The organism is Streptomyces polygonati (assembly GCF_042650325.1).
GTDB classification, from domain to species: Bacteria; Actinomycetota; Actinomycetes; order Streptomycetales; family Streptomycetaceae; genus Actinacidiphila; species Actinacidiphila polygonati.
Map to the genome: position 1 here is coordinate 9,204 of NZ_JBHSBB010000014.1, position 20,601 is coordinate 29,804.

Consider the following 20,601-nt stretch of genomic DNA (forward strand, 5'->3'; position numbering starts at 1 on the left):
CACTGTCCGGGCCGACGCCGTTACAGGGTTGCAGTTGCCGCGATCAGGCCGCGACGGCAACTCTGCGGGAGAGGGCTGCAGTTCTCTCGCCAAGACGACCTACATCCCTGAACCGTGACCCGCAGGTTCCGCTCGATCGCCATGCTGAGCGGTGGACTGTATTTGCGATGCCAGCGCCTTCCACTTCTTGATCAGACGACTGTCCGTTGGATAGGCTCCATCGATACGGTGTGTGACGCGCGGGGAACATCCTGTGTGCAGCCACCGGCGCAGGGGGGGTGGGCTGTGCCTGACTCGATAGCCGTACCGACGGGTGTCCAGCCAATCAGCTTCGACGTGCACGCAGTCCGCGGGGGAAGCCCCGGCGGAGCCCGCGACGACTTCGAAACGATGATCGCTCAGCTTGCCGCCGCGACGACTCCAAACGTACGGTCCATCGCTGCCAACCCAGGCGACTGGGGTATCGACGCTTTCGCCGGAAACCTCGGCGGAGTGATCACAGTGTGGCAGTCCAAGTACTTCATGCCGGTCACCACCAAAAAGCACGTTCAGCAGGTCAAGGACTCGCTCGATAACGTGCTGAAGGCAGCCGCCATGAACGGCCATACCATCGCCAGCTGGATTCTGTGCATCCCCTCCAGCATGGACGGTCCCATGACGGCCTGGTGGGACACCTGGACGAAGGCGAAGGAAAAGGAACACAGCCTCGTCATCCAGCTCTGGGACGAGACCGCCCTCCGGAAGAAGCTGCTTAGCCCCGAGGGCGACGACGTGCGTCGCGCCTTCTACGAGACATACGCCCAGGCCGCCCCCGCCCCTATGGAGCAGCTTCGGCTGGTATTCGAGATCGAGGACGACAAGGCAGCCGCCCTTGGCTCCGCCTTGTTCATTCGGCAGATGGCCGAGGCCGGCCACGTGGAGCTGGGCTCGGCCAAGAGGCAGTTCTTCAATGCCGATCTGGTTGCTCGCGAGATCGCGCACAAGGATGTTCCGGCGGAGGTGGCGGCACTCAGTTCCGCCGATGCGACGCTCCACGGCCTATGGGAGATGCAGTTCAACGAGTGCGCCGCGGAGGACGCGCTTCGGCTCCACACCCGTGTCTGGCGGGAAGTACGCAACGAGCACGACAAACTGCCGAAGTTGCTCCGCCTCGAGCTGGTGCACAGCTGGGGGCTGGTCCACCGGCTCGTGGACAACCGCAAGGCGGGCTGGGTCAAACACTGGCGGGAGATCGCCACCGAGCACTCCGACAGCTGACCGCCGTCGCCTGACCTGTTAGACCTACGAGGAGTTCGCTGTGGATGCACACAGGCCGGTGGTGATGCCGGAGGACGAGGTGACCTTCCGGCTGGCGCAGCTGCTGCTTCTTCTCGACGCTGTCGCCGGACAGGACGCGAAGGGGGCGAGCCTGGAACGCATCGGCTACTACGACTTCCTATCGGCGAATCCCTTCCTAGTCGTCGATTCCGACGGCCGGGAGGGCAATATGCTCAGGCTGGCCGGGTTCGATCCGCAGGCGCTCTCGTACGCGTCCTCCTCGCAGCGCTTCACCAGTCGACGCGAGCGCATCCGGCACGATCTCGGACTGCTCGTGGCTTACGGGTGTTGTGAGGTCCACCACCGCAACGGAGCCTTCGCCTATTCGATCAGCAACCGCGGTCGGGAACTCGGGGCTCGCTTCACCGCCACCTACGCCGCGTCGTTCACCACTGCTGCGTCCATCGTCGTGCGTAGCCTCCGCAAGCTCAGCGACAAGGCGCTGCGGGAACAGACCGCACTGTGGCTTCGGCCGGATGGAGAAGGCGGTCCCGGTGCCGCGCTACTCAGCGTGCTGGGACCTGGACCGCAGGCACCTGACATGCCCTGGGAGGGATGACCACCATGCAGCCTCTGCCCGGCATCCGGATCCGGCGCCTGCGCCTTGCTGGCGTCAGCCGAAACTATGACGTCGATTTCACGCACGACCAGCGGGTGCGAGCCCTTTCCGTGGTGGCCGGGGCATTCAGCTCAGGCAAGACCGCGGTGTTGGAGTTCATCGCCTATGGCCTCGGTGGGAAGCGCCATCCACGCCATCCTGAAGTGCTGCGGAAGGTCCGTTCCTGCCTTCTGGAAGTCGAGCTGTCCGGAGAACCGCACGTCATCGAGCGGCCCGTCGGGGAGCCGTCGAAGGTCGCCTACGTACGCCGGGGGACGCTGGACAGCCCGCCGCTTTCCAAACCTGAGAGCAGGACCATCGACCCGGCGGGAGCGCCCGAGAGCCTCTCCGCTCTGCTGCTGGGGCACTGCAAGCTTGAAGGCGTCCAGTTGCGGGAGGCCCCCTCCAGCCGTGAGTCCCGGACCGACCCGCTGAGCATCCGCGACCTCATGAACCTCGCGTTCCTTCCCAACGAGCGGGTCGCATCCAAGAACTTTCTGTTCGAGAACGAGTACATGAAGAAGCACAAGCTGAAGCAGGTGGTCGACGTCGTCTTCGGCGTTCACGACGACCGCGCCGTCGAGCTTGGGCAACGCATCAAGGAACTGGGCGCCCGACTCACCCAGGCGCGCTCCGAACTCGCCGCAGCACGGGCGTTCGTCGACGAGCAGGACGTTCCCACGGTCGGCGCGCTGATCGCTGAGCAATACGAAGGCGAGCTGCGGGAGCTGACCGAGCAGCTACGGGTCCTCGACGAGGCAGCGCAAGCCGGCACCACCTTCGCCGGGGGTCTGCGCCGTGAGCACCAGCAAGCGGCCCAGCGCGCCCGGCGAGCCGCCGGCGTGGTACGTGACTGCGAGACGCAACTCGCCCGGATGATGCCGCTGCGGGCGCAGTACGCGGACGACCTCGTCAAGCTCAATATGCTGGCCGAAGCGCAGCGCCTGTTCGACCCCCTCAGCGTCACGACCTGCCCGGCGTGCCTGAATCGGCTGTCTGCCCCCCCGTCGGTGGAGAACGGCTCGTGCAGTTTGTGCAGTCACGAGCTGCCCCACGACGACGGTCACCTGACGCTCGGCACCGCCACAGCCGAGCACTCGTCGGATGAAGGGCGGCTGAACGTCGCGGCCGAGGTCAGGGCCACCAAGGCCCGTTTGAAGGAGATCACTGCCTACATCGAGGGCCTGGACAGCTCGCTCGCCACGTTGAAGCTCCAGGCAGAAGACGCCGCCATCAACGAAGAACGTGCCGCCGCCGCGGTGGACGAAGCTACTTCGCCCACCGTCACCCCGTTCCTCGCCGCTCGCGACGACCTTCAGCGTCGGCGCGAGGAAGTCCTCCGTCATCTCCAGCACGCCGAGAACGCGACGAAGCTTCAGGCTGGCTTGGAGAAGCGCGCCGCGCTCGTGGAGCGGCAGGAGGCACAGATCGAACGTCTGCGGGAGGAACGCGACCGGCTGGGAGATGCCGCACAGGACAGGGACCTGGTCGTCGGCCGAATCAGCGGCCGATACAGCGACCTCCTGCGGCAGTGGCGCTACCCGAAACTCAGCCAGCCGATGATCGACACCAACCTGGTTCCTCACGTGCGCGGCGACTCCTACCGCGAGGCATCATCCGGCGCCCGAACACTCCTGACCCTGGCCTGGCAGCTGGCCGTCTTCGAGGTGGCCGTCGAAACATCGGCCGCCCATCCCGGCTTCCTCATGATCGACAGCCCGCAGAAGAACCTGGGCCACGGCGCCACCCGGGACGCGGTAATCGCAGACGCGATCGCCATCGACGACTTCTACCGCCACCTGAGCAGCTGGCTGGCTGAACAGGGAGCCGGCGCCCAGGTGATCATCGTCGACAACAGTCCGCCCGTGCTCGTGGAAGAGAACGTCGTGGTCCGGTACAGCCGCAACGAGGACCGACCCCCCTACGGGCTGATCGATGACGAGACCACTACAGACGAAGGCAGCCCCGAATAGCCTCCTCACCCCGCCCAGGCCATTCGTCCGCCAGCCCCTGCGTCTGCCGCGGCGTTGGCGATCGGCCGCCAGCGGCCTCGGGGCGGGACTCATAGGGAGCCCAGCCCCGGCCCGATGACGCCAAGGCAGGCAGCCGGCTGACAGCCATCCATCGGCACGGAAGCGAACGTGCCCGGCAGCACGGAGCATCCCGGCACTGAGGAAGCTGGGACTATCGCCCCATGCCATGCCATGCCATGCGAATGCGATGTGGTTCCGCAAGCAGTGCGGCCCATTCACCTGCGGCTGCGGCGAAGAGAATCAAAACCACGGCGTCCCGTAGCGAGCCAATCCGCGCGGGAGGCGTAAACGGTCGTCTACACCCCCGCCCCCAGCTTCGGTCTGCAGCCGATCACTGCGAGGCGTCCGGGCCGCCGCCGTGCCAGTCAATCTAGTCGGCGGTCACCAGGTCGACCTGGTCGACGTCCTCGACCGCGCCGGCCCGCTGCAGGGCCTCCAGCACGTCGCGCGGCCCGTACGCCACACCGATGATCTCCGTGCCGACCCGGACGTGCCACCCGTCATCGCGGCCCGGCGACTCCACCACCGCACGCGGCTCCATGAGGTCAGCCTGCCGTTGATCGGCCGCCCTGGCGCGTCGGGACGGCCCGCAACCACGATGACGTCGCCGATCGCGCCACCAGGCCAGCCGGTCGGCGGAATCCTGCGGGAAGACCGCTCGAACGATGACGGCGGTCGCGCTGGGCAGCGACAGCAGCATGGCCCACCAGGGGTCTGCGTCGATCATCGGGCTCATCGGCGGGCCCCTGCGCCGGTTGCGGCAGCGGCGCGCTCGGTGTGTCGAGTGCCCAGCCGCTTGAGCTCGCAGCGGACTATCTCCCCGTACGCGTCAGGCAGGACTATATCGACGACTGCGACCTGCACCCAGGCCAGGGCGACTCGTAACTCATCGGGGTTGAGCCCACGCAGCACCAGTACGAGGCGGGCGCCGTCGAAGCCGCCGCGGAAGGCCAGCGGATCGAGAGGAGCGGGACGGTGGTCGGCGAGCGGTTGCATGGGGTGGCCTCCGGGTTCGGTTCAACGGATGGGCGTGCGTATATGGATGCAGATGGCGGCCCCGCAACCGGCAAAGAATCTCGGCGTCGGCGGGGAGGGCGCCCCTCGACGCCCTGGGGACAGGTGCGGGCGGTGCTCGTGGAGGGGAAGCTGCAACGAGGAACGCGGAACCGGCAAAAAATCTATTGCGATTCTCATCACATCACAGTGAGGGAGTCCAGTCGCTCCAGCGGTCACCTGAGGGCAAAAAGGCCATCTGCGCTGCGGTGTTACAGCTATACCTACAGACGCACGGCTCAGTGACGGCCGTCGTTTGGCCAGTACTCCCCGGCCAGTTTCGGCTGCTGCTGTGCGCGACGCCGCTTCTGCTCGGCGATCCAGCGCTTCGTCTTCCGCCGCACCCGCTCGCCGAACGCCGCAGGATCGCCCGCGCCCGAATACAGCGCGGCGTCCGTCCACGTAGCGACCGACGGATCCGCCCAGGCCAGGATGACCGCCCGCTCATGCGGCTGTAGGAACCGCAGCAAGGCGTCCAGCCGCGGATCATCCGGCGTGAAGCCGCCTCCCGGGCTCCCCTTAAGCAGCAGGCGGTCGGCGACCATGTCGTGCAGCGAGAGGCTGGCGGCCGAAGGGGTATCCAGCAACAGCACCCGTGACCGGCCGGCACGGCGCCGCCACAGCGGCACCAACTGCCGGTGAATCAGCCTCGCCTCCTTGCGCAGCACGCTGATGGCCGTGCCCGGCAGGACCCCCTCCTGGGTCAACGGCGCGATCCAGTCGCCCAGCAGCGCGGTCGATACAGCCTCCCGCCACCGCGCGCCGCCGCGCAGTCCGAGCACGCGGTAAGAGAAGGAGTCGATCGATTCTCTCTCCCCACGCGCTGCTGCTTGCCGGGCCCTGAGCGCTTCCACCGTGTCCGGCATATCTCCATTGGTGGACAGGCCGGCGGGCGACATGGTCACCTCCCCGTCCCACCTCACCCGCGTCGCGTATGCCAGAGGGAAGTCCACGGACAGCACGTCTGATCCGGACCAGTCGTGCCTAACGGGGCGCGGGGCCGGGAGCGTAAGGTCACCCAAAGGTTGGCTCGACAGCGCGCCGTCGTTGTGGACGCCGTACACCTCGCAGCCCGAGCTGCCGTGATCGAACATCACGAGGGAGCGCATCGTGATCGGCACCCCTCTCGGGAGCTTGCTGGAGGTTGCCTCGCGGACAACAGCGCCCAGCAGGTCCCGGGCGAAGGTGACTATCCGTTTATCTCTCGAACAGTCACGACAGGTCGTGGCCCGATCAGTTGCGGGTTCCTGGGCGACGGATTGGTCGGACATGGACGTGCGTTCCCTCCAGCGTCAAACGGCAGCTTCACCTATCGGTCGTCAGACGCTCGGTGTTCCGGCAGAAAAGCTCGCGGAGGACCGTGTGGCGTGTGTCACATCGAATAGCTCGCTCACGCTGTATCCCGGCAGCGGGCGGGGCGGCGTAGCGGAGGTCGTCTTCGCACACATGGCGAACCGCGAGCCCTTCGTTGACCGCGCGCGGCGCATGGAACTTCTGAACCGGCTGAACGAGATGGAGTGCGTCTCCCTCCCGGAAGGCAAGCTGGAGCTGCGCCCCAGTTTCCGCCTCTCCGTGCTGGAGGACGACACGAATCGTGAGCGGTTGTACGCGACGCTGTCCTGGTTCCGCGATTGCTGGGAGGCGCGAAACCTCGTCTGAGGGGCTTCGTCAGAGGGTGAGCTGGCGCCAGTCCGGTGAGCTCCCGCGACCGGGACCGCCAGCCATCCCGGTCTCAGTCCTGGTCTCATTCAGCCGCGTCCGGAGCCGTCCACTCTGAGCCCGGACACTCGTTTCGCCGCAGGTCAGAATGACTCCGTTTCCTGACGTACGGCCTCGCGCTCCGTTGGAAAGCGTGTTGGGGGCAACCCCTCACGAGTTCGAATCTCGTATCCTCCGCCAGTGCCTCACCGGGCACGACGTCGAGGGGCCCCGCAGTTTACTGCGGGGCCCCTCGATGTTCTCAGGCGATGTTGAAGTGGCGGGAGACTTCATCGATGGTGAAGTGGGCTCGAAGCTTGCACGCGGACTTCTAGTTGGCGAAGAATCCCGCCCGCCACAGAGCCTGATCGCGTGGGACAGCCTTCTCCCAATCGACCGGGACAACGCATTCACGGCGGTCCTCGCCTGCTTCCACCGCCGGGGCATCCGGGCCAGGTCGGTAGCCGCCCTTCAGTGGGAGCCGGCTCATGGGCACTGCCTCACCCCTGCCAGCCCCACGCCATGCAAACCGGTCTCATACCGGTGTGAATCAGCCGAAAGAAGCTGTTGCCCGGACAGTGCGAGCGGCCGCAGGGTGCGATGAGTTCAACACGCGGTCTCGCACAGCTCAAGGAGAACCCATGGGCAAGCAGGTCAAGTGCGGCTCGACGAAGACCAAGACGGGCAAGCCGTGCCAGAACCCCGCGATGGTCGGTTATTCGCGCTGCCAGTTCCACCGCGGCGAGTGGACGCCCGTGCAGAAAAAGAAGCGGAAGAAGCGCTGACCTCAACCGGCGGGCGATCGAGCCCATCGCGAGGTCCGGCTCGCGGCCGCGCCGTCACTCCTGTCTCCGCCCCGCTCGGTCCGGCCGGCGCCGCGCACCCCCAAAGGCGAGCTGAAGACATGAGGTCAGAGCACTCCGGGCTGGGGCTGGTCGGCTCCACGGGTTTAGGCAGCCACCATGGGGCGAGCCTCGAAGATCGGGGCCAACATCGGGCTATTGCGGGCGGTCACGTCCAGAGACTGCCCGAGGCGCAGCAACCTGGCACCGATCTCTCGACCCATGGCAGCTCCACCCAAAGCCGCTCCACCGACCTCATCGAGTCGTTTCCTCGCGTGACGGATGCTCAGGAGACACCCGAAGACGGGCCGCGGCACTTCATTGCGATCGTGTGTACCGATCGCTCCCAGCACCGCCGCATCCGGCTAACGACTGCCCGCTTGCTGCCGGAGGAGAGAGGCATGAGCTTCGCCCTGGTGCATTTTGCGCCTCCCATGGCCGACGCGAAGCCCCACAGCGCAATTGGCAAGAATTCGTACACCTTCATCTGCCCGTTGTGCTTCCGTACCCCGCAGGTGAAGGCAGATAGATGGTGGACGATGCTTGAAGCTGTCGCTGCTGCGGGTCTTGATCAGCTAGACATCTCGCTGCTACCGTTGTAGGCGCAGCCTGGTAGCTGTCCCTGTGCGAGGACGGGGTTACTTTCCAGACGTAGTCGACACGATGCGTCGCTCGCCGAAGCCCGCTCATCCGGTGGGTAGCTTCTAGCTGCCCCGGAGAGACAGATGGCTGACGTCATCCATGATCTGTTGATCAACATTGCATCTACCCTTGTCCTGTCAGGCGGTGGACTGCTCTTGCGTCGTGCAAAGCAGGGCCTTCGCCGACGCACTGTTCACACGCCCAGCGTTATCCGTGAGGATCTTCCGGCCGCCGACCAGTCGGTTGCCCCCGAACCGTCCCGGGGCCGTCCGGAGATGAACAGTGACGACCAACGTTGACGGTTGGCAACAGACCGGCCACAGGTCACCGCCCTGGCCGGCTACGAGCTCCCAGTTCAGCCGAGCCGTGACCCCGGGGCGACCAGTCCCGAGACCAGGAGAAACTCAACCTCGCGGACGTGACCTGACGGACAGCTCACTCAACTCGAACTGCGCCCTTCTCGGGTACTGGAAGTACCAGTGGCTCAACCGCCCAACCGAACATGACAGTCCCATCAGCTGAGACCCCGGCCTACGTCCCGAACCACTCCGCTCACCCTGGGTCGCTGTGTTCTCCGCACCGGCAGCCCGGGGCGGAAGGGTTGCAGTTCGGGTTGCATTCGCCCCCGTTCAGCACCGTCCGTTGATCCCCAGTGATGCCGCAGAAACGCAGCTCAGGACGTTGCCGAACCCTCCTGAACCCCCCGACGAACAGTTGGAAAGCGTGTTGGGGGCAACCCCTCACGAGTTCGAATCTCGTATCCTCCGCACCCACCCACCAGGGCAGATGAGGGTACCGACCGCCAAGCGGTCGGGGCCCTCATCGTTGCGTGGTTGCGGTTTCGGTTGCGCTTGCTGCCGAAAAGGCTGCCCTGGCCCGGATGTTCACCGCCCTGGCGTTGTTGTGACTCGTGGGGATGCATCACACGCCACCCTGCGTAGTTACGGAAGTACTCACGCGGCGGCGAGTGCAGCGACGGAGCCTCGCCACGGGACAGGATCAAGGGCTCCATGATTACCGGGGGCAAACGTGATCAGCACCGATTTCACGGTGCGACTGGCTCGTCGACAGCGGGCGCCGGTGACGTTCTGGCTGCCGGGTATCCACCAGCCGGATCCGTGGCCCTCGATGGAGTCTTGCGATGGACATCGCTACGACCTGTTCCAGGAGGACGGCCGGCACCGGCTCACTTACCGGCCCGCCCCTGGGGACCTGGTCGCAGGGTGGCGCCCGTCCTGCTGCAGCATCGTTCGTGTCCCCGGCACCTCACCAGGCCGGTAGCGCCGTTCATGGTGGCGGCACCGGGATTCGGGCTGGAGACGGGTCATGGCAGATCCGGATCCGTGGTGATCCAGATGAGGTCGCAGATACGTATCTGCCGTTCGCCGGGATAGACGCTGTAGCTGAAGAAGATGCCTTCCAGGGGCACGGCCACGCTATACCAGATGACATCGTCGATCTCCATCGGCAGTCCCGGCGGCGTCTTGCCCGACTCGACGGAATCGCCCACTTCGAGAGCCAGCGCGCGGAAGAAGCGGACCATCTGGTCGTGGAGTTCTCTGAACCCCAAGGTTCCCATGGCATGCAGGACTTCGGCCGCTCTCAGTTCGGCGACGGCCTGCCAGCCGTGTGACACCGGCCTCACCGGTGATCGCCTACGAACAGATCCGGGAGGCGTACCAGGTCACGGCCGGCGACCGTCCTGGTCAGACGGCGTTCACGGCCGGGCACCGCATCGAACATCGCCTCCATCCACCACAGATTCATCACATCATCGAGTTCCGGCCCCAGCGGTGCCCGCCAGAGCGCCGCGTGGAACGCCTGCCGCTTCTCCTCACCGAGCGCAGCGGTGATCGCTTCGATCGTGCGGGGTAAGGGCTGGGTCCTCGTGCCCTCCCCGGAAGGGATAGGGGATGTCGTCACATGTGTCTCCATGGTGCGGATGCCATTGTCACGGCTCGTCGTTTCCGACTTCACGCTAGCTATTCGTACGGCGGAGCGGAGCGTTATCACTTTTTTCTGATAGGGGAACAGACATCGGCAGCGCCCTGGCCCGGACACGGCCGTGGAGAAGGCAGAGGCACCCCTACGCACTGCTGCTGTCGGTCCTGGAGCGGGAGTTCGGCTCCTGCTCCGGTCGCGGCATGTCGGGACCGGTCCGTGGGCGCCACGGTCGTGTAGTGGCAGAATCCCTGGGACCGGAGGGCTAGAGGGCTGGGTGACACCGTGCCAGGTCGGCAGGAAGAGGGATCCGTATCCGACACAGGCGTCGGCAGCCGTGCGGAGCCTGAGCTGCAGACCCATCGCGCTGGCGACGACGTGTGGTCCTCTGGTCTCAGTTTTGGTCTCTTCAGCCGCGTCCGGGACCGTCCGTCACTCGCCGGGCGAACCGTTCCGCCGCAGGTCGGAACGTCTACGCCTCCTCGTGTACAGCCTCGTGACCCGTTGGAAAGCGTGTCGGGAGCAACCCCTCACGGGCTCGAATCTCGTATCCTCCGCCTTGATCGAAGGCCCGAGCCGCTCAGCGGTCCGGGCCTTCGTCGTTGTCAGCTCCGGGCGTCGGTCGTGGCACGTCCACTCGGTTCGTACGCTGACCCCCGTGTCAGAGGCACAGGGAAGAATCGCTGGGAAGGTACCGTCTGGGGACTCGTACGGGGCGGATGAGGGAATCCGGACCCAGGGTCCGGGATCGGCCGGGATCTGCTCACCGAGTTCGGGGAGCGGTCCTTCGGACGTCGGATCCGACGTGGCGCCGGGACATGGACATCGCGCCTGTACCTCGTTCGCTGGGAAGCCCGGACGGTCAAACGGCCTTGCCGGGAACAGCCGGTCCGGCTGGCACGGTTGCCAAGACGTATTTCTGCAGGAGGACTCTTTTATGACCGACCGGCCCTTGACGCTCATGGCAGTGCACGCCCACCCCGACGACGAGGCCACCGGAACCGGAGGAGTCCTCGCACGGTACGCGACGGAGGGCATCCGCACGGTTCTCGTGACGTGTACCGACGGCGGTTGCGGTGACGGACCGGGGGGTGTCAAGCCCGGCGATCCCGGGCACGATCCGGCGGCGGTCACCGCGATGCGCCGTCAGGAACTCGAGGCGAGCTGTGACGTCCTGAAGATCAACGATCTGGAGATGCTCGACTACGCCGACTCGGGGATGATGGGCTGGCCGACCAACGACGCCCCCGGGGCCTTCTGGCAGACCCCGGTCGAGGAAGGCGCCGCCCGACTCGCGGAACTCATGCGGCACTACCGACCTGACGTGGTCGTCACCTACGACGCGTACGGTTTCTACGGCCACCCCGACCACATCCAGGCCCACCGCATCACGATGGCGGCGCTGGAGATGACCGCGCTGACACCGAAGGTGTACTGGACCACGATGCCCCGCTCGATGATGCGGCGGTTCGGCGAGGTCATGCGGGAGGTCGGTGAGGACATGCCCGCACCGGATCCTGCCGAGGCCGCCGCGCTGGCCGAGATCGGCCTCCCCGACGATGAGATCACCACGTGGGTGGACACCACCGCGTTCAGCGGTCAGAAGTTCGACGCGCTGGCCGCGCATGCCAGTCAGGGCGAGAACATCTTCTTCCTCAAGATGGGCAAGGAGAGGTTCGGCGAGTTGATGGGCGTGGAGACCTTCGTACGGGTCCGGGACACCACCGGCGCGGCCGTACCCGAGAACGACCTCTTCGCCGGCCTGCGCTGATCCGCCCGTCCTACGACGTTCACGGCCTCGGCCTCGGTCGGCCGGCGGGGCGCTGGACCACAATCTGTCGTGTTCCCCGGATCCAAGGGCGGGACCGGCGCCATCGCGAGCGCGATTTCGGCGCCTTTCCCTGATTGCCGGCCGACGGATTCGGCCCACGGGAGGCCGCAACCTCCTACGTACCCGGCGGGGTACCGCGCCCCAGCCGCGACGACCGCCCTCGCAGAAGAATCGGCACCGGACCGCCGCATCCCGGCGGTCACCGTAATCGAACAGGCCAGACGGGAGTTCCCCCACTTCGACGACATCATCATGGGGCTCTGCCGCTGAACCCCGGCCGGCCCCCGAACGACGCCGCATATGAAGATCACCTGGCCTACGCAGACTTCACGTGGCTCGCGGCCCAGGGCACCTGGTGTGCCTCGCCCGAGCGGTCGGACGGACGTCACCTTGGATCCGTGGAGTCGCTGCCCGTAATGCCCATCTAGCGCGGCGTTTCGTGGCATCTCTCCATCGCGTCCGGCGGTGGCCGCCCGGGGGATGACGACCGGACTGAACCCGGGGAGGCGGCGCGGCACCTGGGAACTCGTGCGGAAGCTGCGTGGCCAGCGGCACGACGGTGCCGCTGACCACGCACTGTCTGGAGGAGGCCGAGGCGCTCGCAGGCCGGGTGGCGATCTTGCGTCAGGGCAGCATCGTCGCCTCCGGCACGTCGTCGCAGGTCACCGGAGCATACGGCCAGCGGAACGTCTCCGGCGCCCCCAGTGCCCGGCGGGCGCCGGTGACGGCCGTCGCGGCCGTCCAGGGGCCGGCCGCGGAAGGCGGACCCTTCGTCTCGAAGAGTGCTAGCGTTCTTCAGGAGGGCTGAAATCTAGCGATTTTTCCTATTCCTCCGTTCCCCTGAGCAGAAGGCGAGCAGGGCGAAATGACAGCTGGGAAGGCCCCTTCCGGAGGCTCCTCCGGTCCAGTGCCCCCGGTGGATCCAGGGGCTTCGTCGGCTGCTCGGTCCCCGGACGGAGAGCTGCCGGACAGCACCCAGTCCCTGGCCTTTGCCCTGGCCCTCCGACAGGCGAAGACGTGCCTGGGTGGCCTGGAAGCCCTGGCGCACCGGCGTGAGCCCGCTGACGGGTGGCTGCGGCTGGTGGCTTCCGAAGAAGTCACCCCAGTGGTCGCCGAGGCGTGGGCCCAGCTGCACGGCGAGCAGGACGCGGCTCCCGCACGCGCTGTCCGGCGCGGCGGCTACGTGTGGGTGGACGGGGACGCACTGGGGATCGGGGCGTCCGGCACGGCCGCGGTGCCGCTCCTGGGTGCCGACGGTCCCGTTGGGGCGTTGTCGGTGCTCACGGGCGCGGCCGGCGAGCCGGACGAGACGCAGCGGTCCTTCCTGCGCGCGATCGCGGCGTGGGCTGCGGCGCGTGTGCCCGGGGTGCCCCAGCCGTCGGCCCCTGGTCCGGTGGCCATGGCAGAGCGTTCCATCCTGATGGGCGAGCTGACCGCCGCGCTCGCCGAGGCCATGACCGCCCAGGACGTTGTGCGGGCCGTCGCGGACTATGTCATGCCCCCGTTCGGTGCCGACGGGCTGCTGGTCCAGGTGCTCAACGAGGACGAGCGGTTGTATGCCGTGGGCTCCGCCGGCTACCCGGAAGGGTTCACCAGGCTGATGGACGGGTTCCCGCTCTCCGACTACGCCACGGTCCACGACGTGGCACGGACGCGCACTCCCCGGTTCATCGAGTCGAAAGCCGAGTACAACCGGCTCTATCCCTCGATGAGCCAGGTGAGTGTGAACTCGCCGAAGGAGGCGTGGGCGTTCCTCCCCATGATCGCCTCCGGCCGGACCATCGGCCTGTGCACGGTCTCCTTCAGCGAGCCGCGCCCTTTCAGCGACGAGGAGCGCACCCTGCTGACGGCTCTGAGCGGTCTGGTCGGGCAGGCCCTGGAGCGGGCCCGCCTGTACGACACGGAGCACGCCCGCGCCCGGGAACTGCAGCGCGGTCTACTCCCCAGCGCGCTGCCCCGGCTACCCGCTGTCCGCGCCGCCGCCCGCTACTTGCCCGCGGCCCAGGGCGAAGAGGTGGGCGGTGACTGGTACGACGTGATCCCGCTGTCCGCCGACCGGGTCGCCCTCGTGATCGGCGACGTCATGGGACACGGCATCGCGGAGGCGGCCACCATGGGACGGCTGCGCACCGCCGTCAGCACTCTCGCCGACCTGGACATGGCTCCCGACGAGTTGTTCGACCGCCTCAACGACCTGGTTTCCGACTTGGGCGAGGATTTCTACGCCACCTGTCTGTACGCCGTCTTCGACCCGGTCGCCCGCACCTGCTCATACGCCTTGGCCGGCCACCCACAACCGGTCGTCGTCCATTCCGACGGCACCGTTCACAGCCCCGTCGTCGCCGCCGACCCGCCGCTGGGCGCCGCACATCCGCCCTTCGAGACACACCAACTGCAGCTGCCCGGCGAGAGCCTGCTCGTCCTGTGCACGGACGGGCTCATCGAGTCGCCCACCCAGGACGTGGAGCAGGGACTGGCCCGCCTCCAACAGGTTCTGGCCCAGGCCGCCTCCGCCACCGCGTACTTCCAGGTCGCGGACGAGGACGACGACGTCCAGCACCTGGAGGAGCTGTGCGACACAGTCGTCTCGGCGCTGCTGCCCGACGACAGGCAGACCAATGACGACGTCGGCCTGCTCATCGTCCACACCCGGTGCACCGACCCCCGTGACGTCGCCGGTTGCGACCTGCCCGAGGATCCTCGGGCGGCCGGTCAGGCCCGCCAATACATCCGCGCACAGCTCACCGCCTGGGGACTGGCCGACCTCGTGCTCACCACCGAACTACTGGTGAGCGAGCTGGTCGGCAATGTCATCCGGCACGCGAGCGGCCCGGTCCGGCTGCGCCTTCTGCGCAGCCGGAGCCTGATCTGCGAGGTCTACGACGGCAGCCTGAACACCCCTCGCATCCGCCATGCCGACTACACCGACGAAGGCGGACGCGGCCTGCAACTCGTCGCAGCCCTCTCCCGGCGCTGGGGTGCCCGGTATCTCCAAGGCGGCAAATGCATCTGGACCGAGCAGGACTTGCCGGACACCGATCAGGAGCTGCCGAACGGCGAGCTCAAGGGTGCGGGGCCGGCCGCGCCGCATGCCGCCTGACAATCCGCATGGGGAGGAGGTACGCGAGCAGGGGGCCGCGAACGAAGCCCGAGGTCCCGATCGGAAGGTACGGGTTCTGCCGGGGGGGCTCCGAGCCGCCCTCGGTTCCCTCCCGCGCCGCCTCCCAGATGGGGCCACTGACGCGCTTCCCGACGCCCGAGGGGATCGCCGTCAACCGCGATTTCCTGCTGCACGCACTGGCCGCCGGAGCCCGCGACCAACCGGTACGGGAGTTCGGCGCCCCCACCGCGCCCGTGGCCATTCGCCGCACCGACGCGGGCGGCGTGGCAGCGTGGCAGCGAAAGCTGAAGCGGGGTCCGCTGGCGTTCCCCTCGGCTGGGGTCGGATCACGGGGGAGCCGCCTCCGCGGGCCGGAGGTCTGCCCCATGGAGCGGCGGCCGACCCGCGCTCACCGCCGCTGCCCGTACCCTCGGCGCGCGGTCGACCGGCGCCCCGGACCTGGACGGCTTCCGCGGCGGGCTGGTGGACGCCGGTTGCCGGCTCCCGCTCCGACCAGGCTGCGGAAGCCGTCCAGGACTCGGCGATCCGCCGCGACAACTCCGACTCACCGCAGACGAGTTCGTCCCGTGCGGCAGTCACAGTGCGGCCAGCTGGTCGGTGTCGGCCGACGCCGGGACCGACCGACACCGCGGCGACGCGGATCCGCTGGGTCCGGTACGCCCGCTGGACGGGCTTCGCCTGCGCGTTGAAACCCTTCACCCGCTCGGCGAGGGAGACCGGTTCGGCACGGACGGCGCGGCGGCGCTCGGCCTCCTGGTCCACAGAGGAGTCGTCGTATCCGGTCCCCGAACTCACCCTGTGCCCCCGGATCATCAGCCGGCCCGGCCATTCGACCGCCTCCATGTGCTGACGCGCTGGGCGTTTGCCGGGACAGTCATGGGAATTTTCCGGGTGTGCGCCGGGAAACCGTCCGACCACGTACTTTTTCCTGGGCACAAATGCGGAAGGGCTGACGGAATTCCACGCGAGATGCGTATGGTGCGGTGGGGGCCGAACGCGTACCGGTGCGGACACGGTGTCCGCCGACCCGCCTTGGGTTTCGCGAGTTTTTTCCGATTCCGCTGAGGAGTCGGCGCGGTTGCGGCAAGATATGTGGGCGGATCGTCGCCGGAAGGAGACCGTGTTCTCGCCCGGGGCACGTCGTCCATCGGTGCGCGCCGGTTATTTTCCGACCCCGCAACACCACGCGACACATGTGCGCCGAAAAGGAAGAGCCCATGGGCCTGTTCAGCAGGAGATCGACATCCCAGCCGCCGCCGGAGCCGCCGATCGTGATCGCGGCGTCCGACCTGGAGCGGGCCGGAGAACTCGTCGCCACCTTTCTCGCCTCGGCCGGCAATGATCCGGGGCTGCACTTCGCCGGAAGCCGGATAGCGATCGCCAGTGGAGCGCCCACCATGGAGCAGGTAGCCATGGGGAAGGCGCCCGCCACCGGGCTGGCGCGCCCCTGGCGGTGGCTCGCCGCAGTCGCCGAGCGGGCGGAGAACACCGGCGACGACCTCCTGGTGGCCCGGGTCGCGCTGATGGCACGGTTCTTCGTGACCGCCCTCGCTCCCCGGATGGGCCTCGGCAACCACCTGGAAATGCGACTCGATCCGCCGTCGCACGAGGTTCTGCGCGGCATCTACGCCACCGCGGTCCGGGCGCTGCCCCGTCTCCCGGCCGGGACGGTGATCGTCGACCATCCGACCGGCACCGTCACCGCGGGCGACGTGCTGCTGGACTGCTCCAACCAACTCCGGCCCCGTTGAGCCGTGTCCGGCGAATCCCCCCCGGCCGACCGTGGAGGCCGCCCCCACGTCCGGCACCCCCGAAATACCGGGTGCCGCCGGGGGCTCGGGACCGGCGAGGATGCCGGCCATGAGAGCACTCGCCATGGCGGGGGCGAACGGCCGTCTCACCCGGACCCTGGCCGGGTGGCGGTCCGGCGACGGCAGCCTGCCCGCCACCCCCGCCGGAGTGGAGACCTGCGCGCTGACGGTCGTGCTCGGCGTGCGCCTGATCAATGTCTGCCAGCTGCTGCTGTCGCTGCCGACCGCGCTGCGGCACACCACGTCGCGTGGGCTGTTTCTGGCCGTACTGGCTTGCTACGTTGTGGAATCAGGGATCCTGGCCACCGTCGTCGTTCGGGCCGGGGAGTACCGCGACGAGCGCTGGGGGCGGGCGGACAGCCTGACCGCGGTGTGCGTCCTGCTCCTGCAACCCGCCTTCATCCGCGCCGGGGACGTCACCGGCAGCTGGACGGCGTGGGGCTTCGCCTGCACGCTGGGCAGCGCCTGCGGAGCGGGCATCGTCTTCAGGAGACCGCGGCACACCGCGCTGGCGGTGGCCTCCATAACCGCCGCCTATCTGATCGGCAATCTGCCGCTGGCGACCGGTCCGACGCGGGCGACGGTGATCGCCAACGCGTTCTCGTACGCCGGTTTCGCTCTGCTGAGCAGGCTACTTGTGGGTTTCCTGCGCCGACTGGGCGCGCAGGCCGAGGAGGCCCGGCGGTTGGCGTCCGAAGCGGCCGCGGAGGCGGCCCGGTTGAAACAGGTCGACCGCCAACGCACCTTGCTGCACGACAACATCAGTGTGCTGCGGTTACTCGCGCGCACCGACCTGCCGGCCGAGTTGGACGAGACGCTGCGCGACCAGGCCGTCTCGCTCGCCAACAAGGTCCGCGCCTTCCTCAACGAGGCCCGGGTGCCTGCCCCTTCCCGGCCGCCCGCGCCGGGAGCCGGCGCCGTCGCCGCACCCCAAACGGACCGTGCGGACCGTGCGGACCCCGCATTGACCTGCGCTGTGCGCGAGGCCGCCGAGGGCTTCCGGGATCTGCCGATGGTGCTGAGCCTCGACCTCGCCGACGGCATCCTGCTGCCGGAGGAGACCGCGGCCGTCGTCCGGTCCGCGCTGGAGACGCTGCTGCACAATGTCCGGCTGCACGCGTCCGCGCGGAACGTCGTCGTGCACGCCGACGCGGACGAGGCCGGGCGGGAATGGGAGGTCAGTGTCCGCGACGACGGACGCGGCTTCGATCCGGTGACAACACCCCTCGGCTTCGGCCTGCGGGTCCAGGTCATCGAGGCCCTCGCCCGCCACCACATTCACGTCGAGCTGGACGCGCATCCCCGTGACGGCACCACCGTCGTCCTGCGCGGTCCGCTGGGAGAGGTTCCGTGACCGCCACCGACCACCGTACGACGTGCCCCAGCGACGACACGCGGCTGCGCGTCGCGACGGTGGACGACGACACCGTCATCCGCGACGGCCTGCCGCTGCTGATGCCGTACCTCGACGTCATCGGTGCCTTCAACGACGCCGAGTCCCTGCTCACCGCCGCCCCGTGTGCCGATCTGGTGTTCATCGACCTCAAACTGGGCGGCACCGGCAGGGCACCGCGGCTGCAGGGCCCACACGCCGTCCGCGCCGTCGTCCAGGCCGGGTACCGGGCCCTCGTCTACACCAACGAGGTCCGCCGGGCCATCCTGGTGAGCTGCCTGTCCGCAGGGGCGGGCGGCATCGTCCACAAAGCGGAGCCGGTCGACGCGCTCGCCGAGGCCGCCCGCGCGGTCGCACAGGGGCGGATCGTCATCACCCAGGAACTGACCGGCCTCGCCGAGTTGGCCGAGCGCCGCCACCTGCTCCCCGGGCTCTCCCCACGGGAGCGGGAAGTGCTGGCCGGCCGCGCCCGCGGGGAGTCCTTTCCCAGTATCGGCAGGCGCCTGCACATCTCCGCGCAGACCGCCGCCGGCTACATGGACGGCGTCAAGGCGAAGTTCGCCGACTATCTGCGCCACCACTCTCCAGCCGACCTGGAGCACTACCTCGGCCTGGAGCCCGCCGATCTCGCCGACTGGCAGCCGAAGCCGCCCGGCCGTTCCTGACTCGACGCGGCGGCGGGACCCCCCGAATTCCCGGGTATCCGCGGTGTTTCCCCGCCGGGAGAATCGGGATCAGCCGATCGGGGAAACCGGCCCGGCCGGCGAGAAGAGCCGGTCACACCCCAGGGGAGGAAAAAGATGGCCAGCGCGGAAGAGTACGAACGGGTGATCAAAAAGGCGGAGGGCATAGGGCTCGGCTCTCTCACCACGCGGGAGACGGAACTCCTGAAGGTCCTCTACAAGGAGAGCGGTTCGCGCGGTAACCGGGCGCGCCGCGTCATCAACGGCAAGTGACCGCACCGGGAAAGTGAGCCGAGAAAGGAGAGACCGCATGGGACTCTTCAGCAGCAAGACATCATCGGGGCGCGGTTCCGGGGAGGTGGGGCGGTTCGTATCTCCGCACTCGGCTCAGGACACGCTCAAGGTCGTCCACAAAGGGCTGGCCGGTCAGTTGTCCACGCCGGAGTTCGCGGTGTCCGCGTCGGGACCGATGGCGGCGATCTTCATCAGCCGGCTCGGTGACGACGGCATCACGGTCACCGCGGGCAACACCGTCGAGACCTACTTCGAGTTCAGGGTCGACCTCACCGCCACGGCGAACGGCTGCGAAGGGCACGCCTACTTCGACCGGCCGGACCGGCAGATCACCAGGTGGATGGGCAACACCATCGGCATCAACGTCGGTGTGCTGATGGCCCTTGAGGCCGCGTCGGTCACGATCGGCGCCTGGCGCACCGGCTGACAGCCGGCCGTCCGGACATCCGGCGAACCCCACCGGCTTCGGGGCCCGCCGGCTTCGGGCCGCGCCGCAGCACCGCACTGTCCCTTCCACCGGCCGCTGAACCGGCCGGCCCTCATCCGAGGAGAACAAAGATGGCCGTCTCTGTCACCAGGATCCGTACCGTGCTCTCCGTCGAGCAGGTGAAGGAGATCTTCAGCTCGACCCTCCAGCCCTTCTCCCGCAAGGTGGAGTTCGGCTCGGTGGACGAAAGTTCCAACCCGTTCGAGGAGCAGGTCGACTTCAAGGCCTTCGCCTCGCTCAAGACGCTGACGGGGGGCTGGACCGTCCAGATCTACATCGTCGACGAGCAGGACGCGCGCGCCGTCCAGCTGGTCGCCGTCGGTTCGTCCCCTCTGGGGCGGGCCGTCGGCGGCTTGAAGAACACGGTCTCCCGCGCCGCCGGTCAGGAGAAGGCCAACACCGTCGTGGAGCGCCTCCGCGCCGCCGACCCTTCGCTGCGGAACGCGGATCTCCCCCTGTGACGACGCTGAGGGCCGTCCGACGGGGCGGCCAACCGCAACCGGGCGCCGACAGCGGCAGTGAGGCCGGCGAAACGTACCGGGCCGGTCCGAGGACGCGAGCACGTGAAGACTCGGCCACAGAGCGGGAAGCGGTCACCCGGAGTCTGAGAGGCGATCCGCTGGGTGCTACTCCAGTGCTCCCGCCCCAGGTCAGAACAGCCCCGCCCCATCGTGTACTCCACCGTGACCCCTGCCGCCCGCATCGGAAGCGGACCGGAAGCGGGCCGCGGGTGCCGACGGAAGCGGGTACGGCGGTGGAATGGCTTTCAGCGGGGGTCGGAGCCGGTGCGACGGACCACGCGGCCGACGGAGCCACACCGCAGGGAGGGGGACACGATGCGGAGGAAATCGTCGGCC

General features: G+C 68.0%; 20 protein-coding genes. 15 read left to right on the forward strand and 5 right to left on the reverse strand.

What is annotated here, in order from left to right; genetic code table 11:
* The first annotated feature begins 285 nt into the window (after positions 1-285).
* Genes ACFO3J_RS20615 through ACFO3J_RS20625 form a run of 3 tightly spaced genes read left to right on the forward strand, consistent with a single transcriptional unit; the run spans position 286 to position 3,888 of the window.
* On the forward strand, positions 286-1,257 hold the full coding sequence (locus ACFO3J_RS20615; protein WP_386431092.1) for a serine/threonine protein kinase: 972 nt from the start codon (positions 286-288) through the stop codon (positions 1,255-1,257).
* A 40-nt stretch (positions 1,258-1,297) separates the two neighbouring features.
* Positions 1,298-1,876 carry an ABC-three component system middle component 2 gene (locus ACFO3J_RS20620; RefSeq protein WP_386431094.1) on the forward strand — a complete coding sequence of 193 codons (579 nt, stop codon included), beginning with the start codon at positions 1,298-1,300 and terminating at the stop codon, positions 1,874-1,876.
* Positions 1,873-3,888, forward strand: a complete 2,016-nt coding sequence (locus ACFO3J_RS20625; protein WP_386431096.1) for a DNA recombination protein RecN — start codon at positions 1,873-1,875, stop codon at positions 3,886-3,888. Before ACFO3J_RS20620 ends, ACFO3J_RS20625 begins: the two co-directional genes overlap by 4 nt.
* A gap of 430 nt (positions 3,889-4,318) precedes the next feature.
* Here ACFO3J_RS20625 and ACFO3J_RS20630 read toward each other — a convergent pair whose 3' ends face one another.
* From ACFO3J_RS20630 to ACFO3J_RS20640, 3 genes are all read right to left on the reverse strand, one after another.
* Positions 4,319-4,675 (reverse strand): hypothetical protein, encoded by a 357-nt coding sequence (locus ACFO3J_RS20630; RefSeq protein WP_386431098.1) that lies wholly within the window; start codon positions 4,673-4,675, stop codon positions 4,319-4,321.
* 5 nt (positions 4,676-4,680) lie between these two features.
* Complete coding sequence (locus ACFO3J_RS20635; RefSeq protein WP_386431100.1) at positions 4,681-4,944, reverse strand: hypothetical protein; 264 nt, start codon at positions 4,942-4,944, stop codon at positions 4,681-4,683.
* A gap of 296 nt (positions 4,945-5,240) precedes the next feature.
* Entirely contained in the window at positions 5,241-6,272 is a 1,032-nt protein-coding gene (locus tag ACFO3J_RS20640; protein ID WP_386431102.1) for a hypothetical protein, read from the reverse strand.
* On the opposite strand from ACFO3J_RS20640, the gene ACFO3J_RS20645 reads away from it, so the two are divergent.
* The 3 genes from ACFO3J_RS20645 to ACFO3J_RS20655 all read left to right on the forward strand — a co-directional run bounded on the left by ACFO3J_RS20645 (position 6,271) and on the right by ACFO3J_RS20655 (position 8,143).
* Entirely contained in the window at positions 6,271-6,660 is a 390-nt protein-coding gene (locus ACFO3J_RS20645) for a hypothetical protein (RefSeq protein WP_386431104.1), read from the forward strand. The genes ACFO3J_RS20640 and ACFO3J_RS20645 overlap by 2 nt on opposite strands.
* Positions 6,661-7,340: 680 nt before the next feature.
* On the forward strand, positions 7,341-7,484 hold the full coding sequence (locus ACFO3J_RS20650; protein WP_386431106.1) for an HGGxSTG domain-containing protein: 144 nt from the start codon (positions 7,341-7,343) through the stop codon (positions 7,482-7,484).
* 458 nt (positions 7,485-7,942) lie between these two features.
* Positions 7,943-8,143, forward strand: a complete 201-nt coding sequence (locus tag ACFO3J_RS20655; RefSeq protein WP_386431108.1) for a hypothetical protein — start codon at positions 7,943-7,945, stop codon at positions 8,141-8,143.
* A gap of 1,364 nt (positions 8,144-9,507) precedes the next feature.
* Here ACFO3J_RS20655 and ACFO3J_RS20660 read toward each other — a convergent pair.
* Both ACFO3J_RS20660 and ACFO3J_RS20665 read right to left on the reverse strand, forming a co-directional pair.
* The gene (locus ACFO3J_RS20660) at positions 9,508-9,819 is read right to left on the reverse strand and encodes a hypothetical protein (RefSeq protein ID WP_386431110.1); all 312 of its coding nucleotides are present in this window, start codon (positions 9,817-9,819) and stop codon (positions 9,508-9,510) included.
* A 5-nt stretch (positions 9,820-9,824) separates the two neighbouring features.
* On the reverse strand, positions 9,825-10,160 hold the full coding sequence (locus ACFO3J_RS20665; protein WP_386431112.1) for a hypothetical protein: 336 nt from the start codon (positions 10,158-10,160) through the stop codon (positions 9,825-9,827).
* Positions 10,161-11,061: 901 nt separating this feature from the next.
* Here ACFO3J_RS20665 and ACFO3J_RS20670 point away from each other — a divergent pair.
* From ACFO3J_RS20670 to ACFO3J_RS20710, 9 genes are all read left to right on the forward strand, one after another.
* Complete coding sequence (locus ACFO3J_RS20670) at positions 11,062-11,895, forward strand: PIG-L family deacetylase (protein ID WP_386431114.1); 834 nt, start codon at positions 11,062-11,064, stop codon at positions 11,893-11,895.
* Between the two features lie 601 nt (positions 11,896-12,496).
* Entirely contained in the window at positions 12,497-12,763 is a 267-nt protein-coding gene (locus ACFO3J_RS20675; RefSeq protein WP_386431116.1) for a hypothetical protein, read from the forward strand.
* Between the two features lie 273 nt (positions 12,764-13,036).
* Positions 13,037-15,055 carry an ATP-binding SpoIIE family protein phosphatase gene (locus ACFO3J_RS20680; protein ID WP_386431118.1) on the forward strand — a complete coding sequence of 673 codons (2,019 nt, stop codon included), beginning with the start codon at positions 13,037-13,039 and terminating at the stop codon, positions 15,053-15,055.
* A gap of 1,238 nt (positions 15,056-16,293) precedes the next feature.
* Entirely contained in the window at positions 16,294-16,827 is a 534-nt protein-coding gene (locus ACFO3J_RS20685; protein ID WP_386431120.1) for a hypothetical protein, read from the forward strand.
* Between the two features lie 109 nt (positions 16,828-16,936).
* Positions 16,937-18,241 (forward strand): ATP-binding protein, encoded by a 1,305-nt coding sequence (locus ACFO3J_RS20690; RefSeq protein ID WP_386431122.1) that lies wholly within the window; start codon positions 16,937-16,939, stop codon positions 18,239-18,241.
* A complete protein-coding gene (locus ACFO3J_RS20695) occupies positions 18,238-18,945 on the forward strand; it encodes a LuxR C-terminal-related transcriptional regulator (RefSeq protein ID WP_386431124.1) in 708 nt (235 codons plus the stop codon). The genes ACFO3J_RS20690 and ACFO3J_RS20695 overlap by 4 nt, the downstream gene beginning before the upstream one ends.
* Before the next feature lie 135 nt (positions 18,946-19,080).
* On the forward strand, positions 19,081-19,236 hold the full coding sequence (locus ACFO3J_RS20700) for a hypothetical protein (RefSeq protein ID WP_386431126.1): 156 nt from the start codon (positions 19,081-19,083) through the stop codon (positions 19,234-19,236).
* Positions 19,237-19,273: 37 nt separating this feature from the next.
* Complete coding sequence (locus ACFO3J_RS20705) at positions 19,274-19,684, forward strand: hypothetical protein (protein WP_386431128.1); 411 nt, start codon at positions 19,274-19,276, stop codon at positions 19,682-19,684.
* Between the two features lie 131 nt (positions 19,685-19,815).
* The gene (locus ACFO3J_RS20710) at positions 19,816-20,205 is read left to right on the forward strand and encodes a hypothetical protein (protein ID WP_386431130.1); all 390 of its coding nucleotides are present in this window, start codon (positions 19,816-19,818) and stop codon (positions 20,203-20,205) included.
* Positions 20,206-20,601 lie beyond the last annotated feature (396 nt).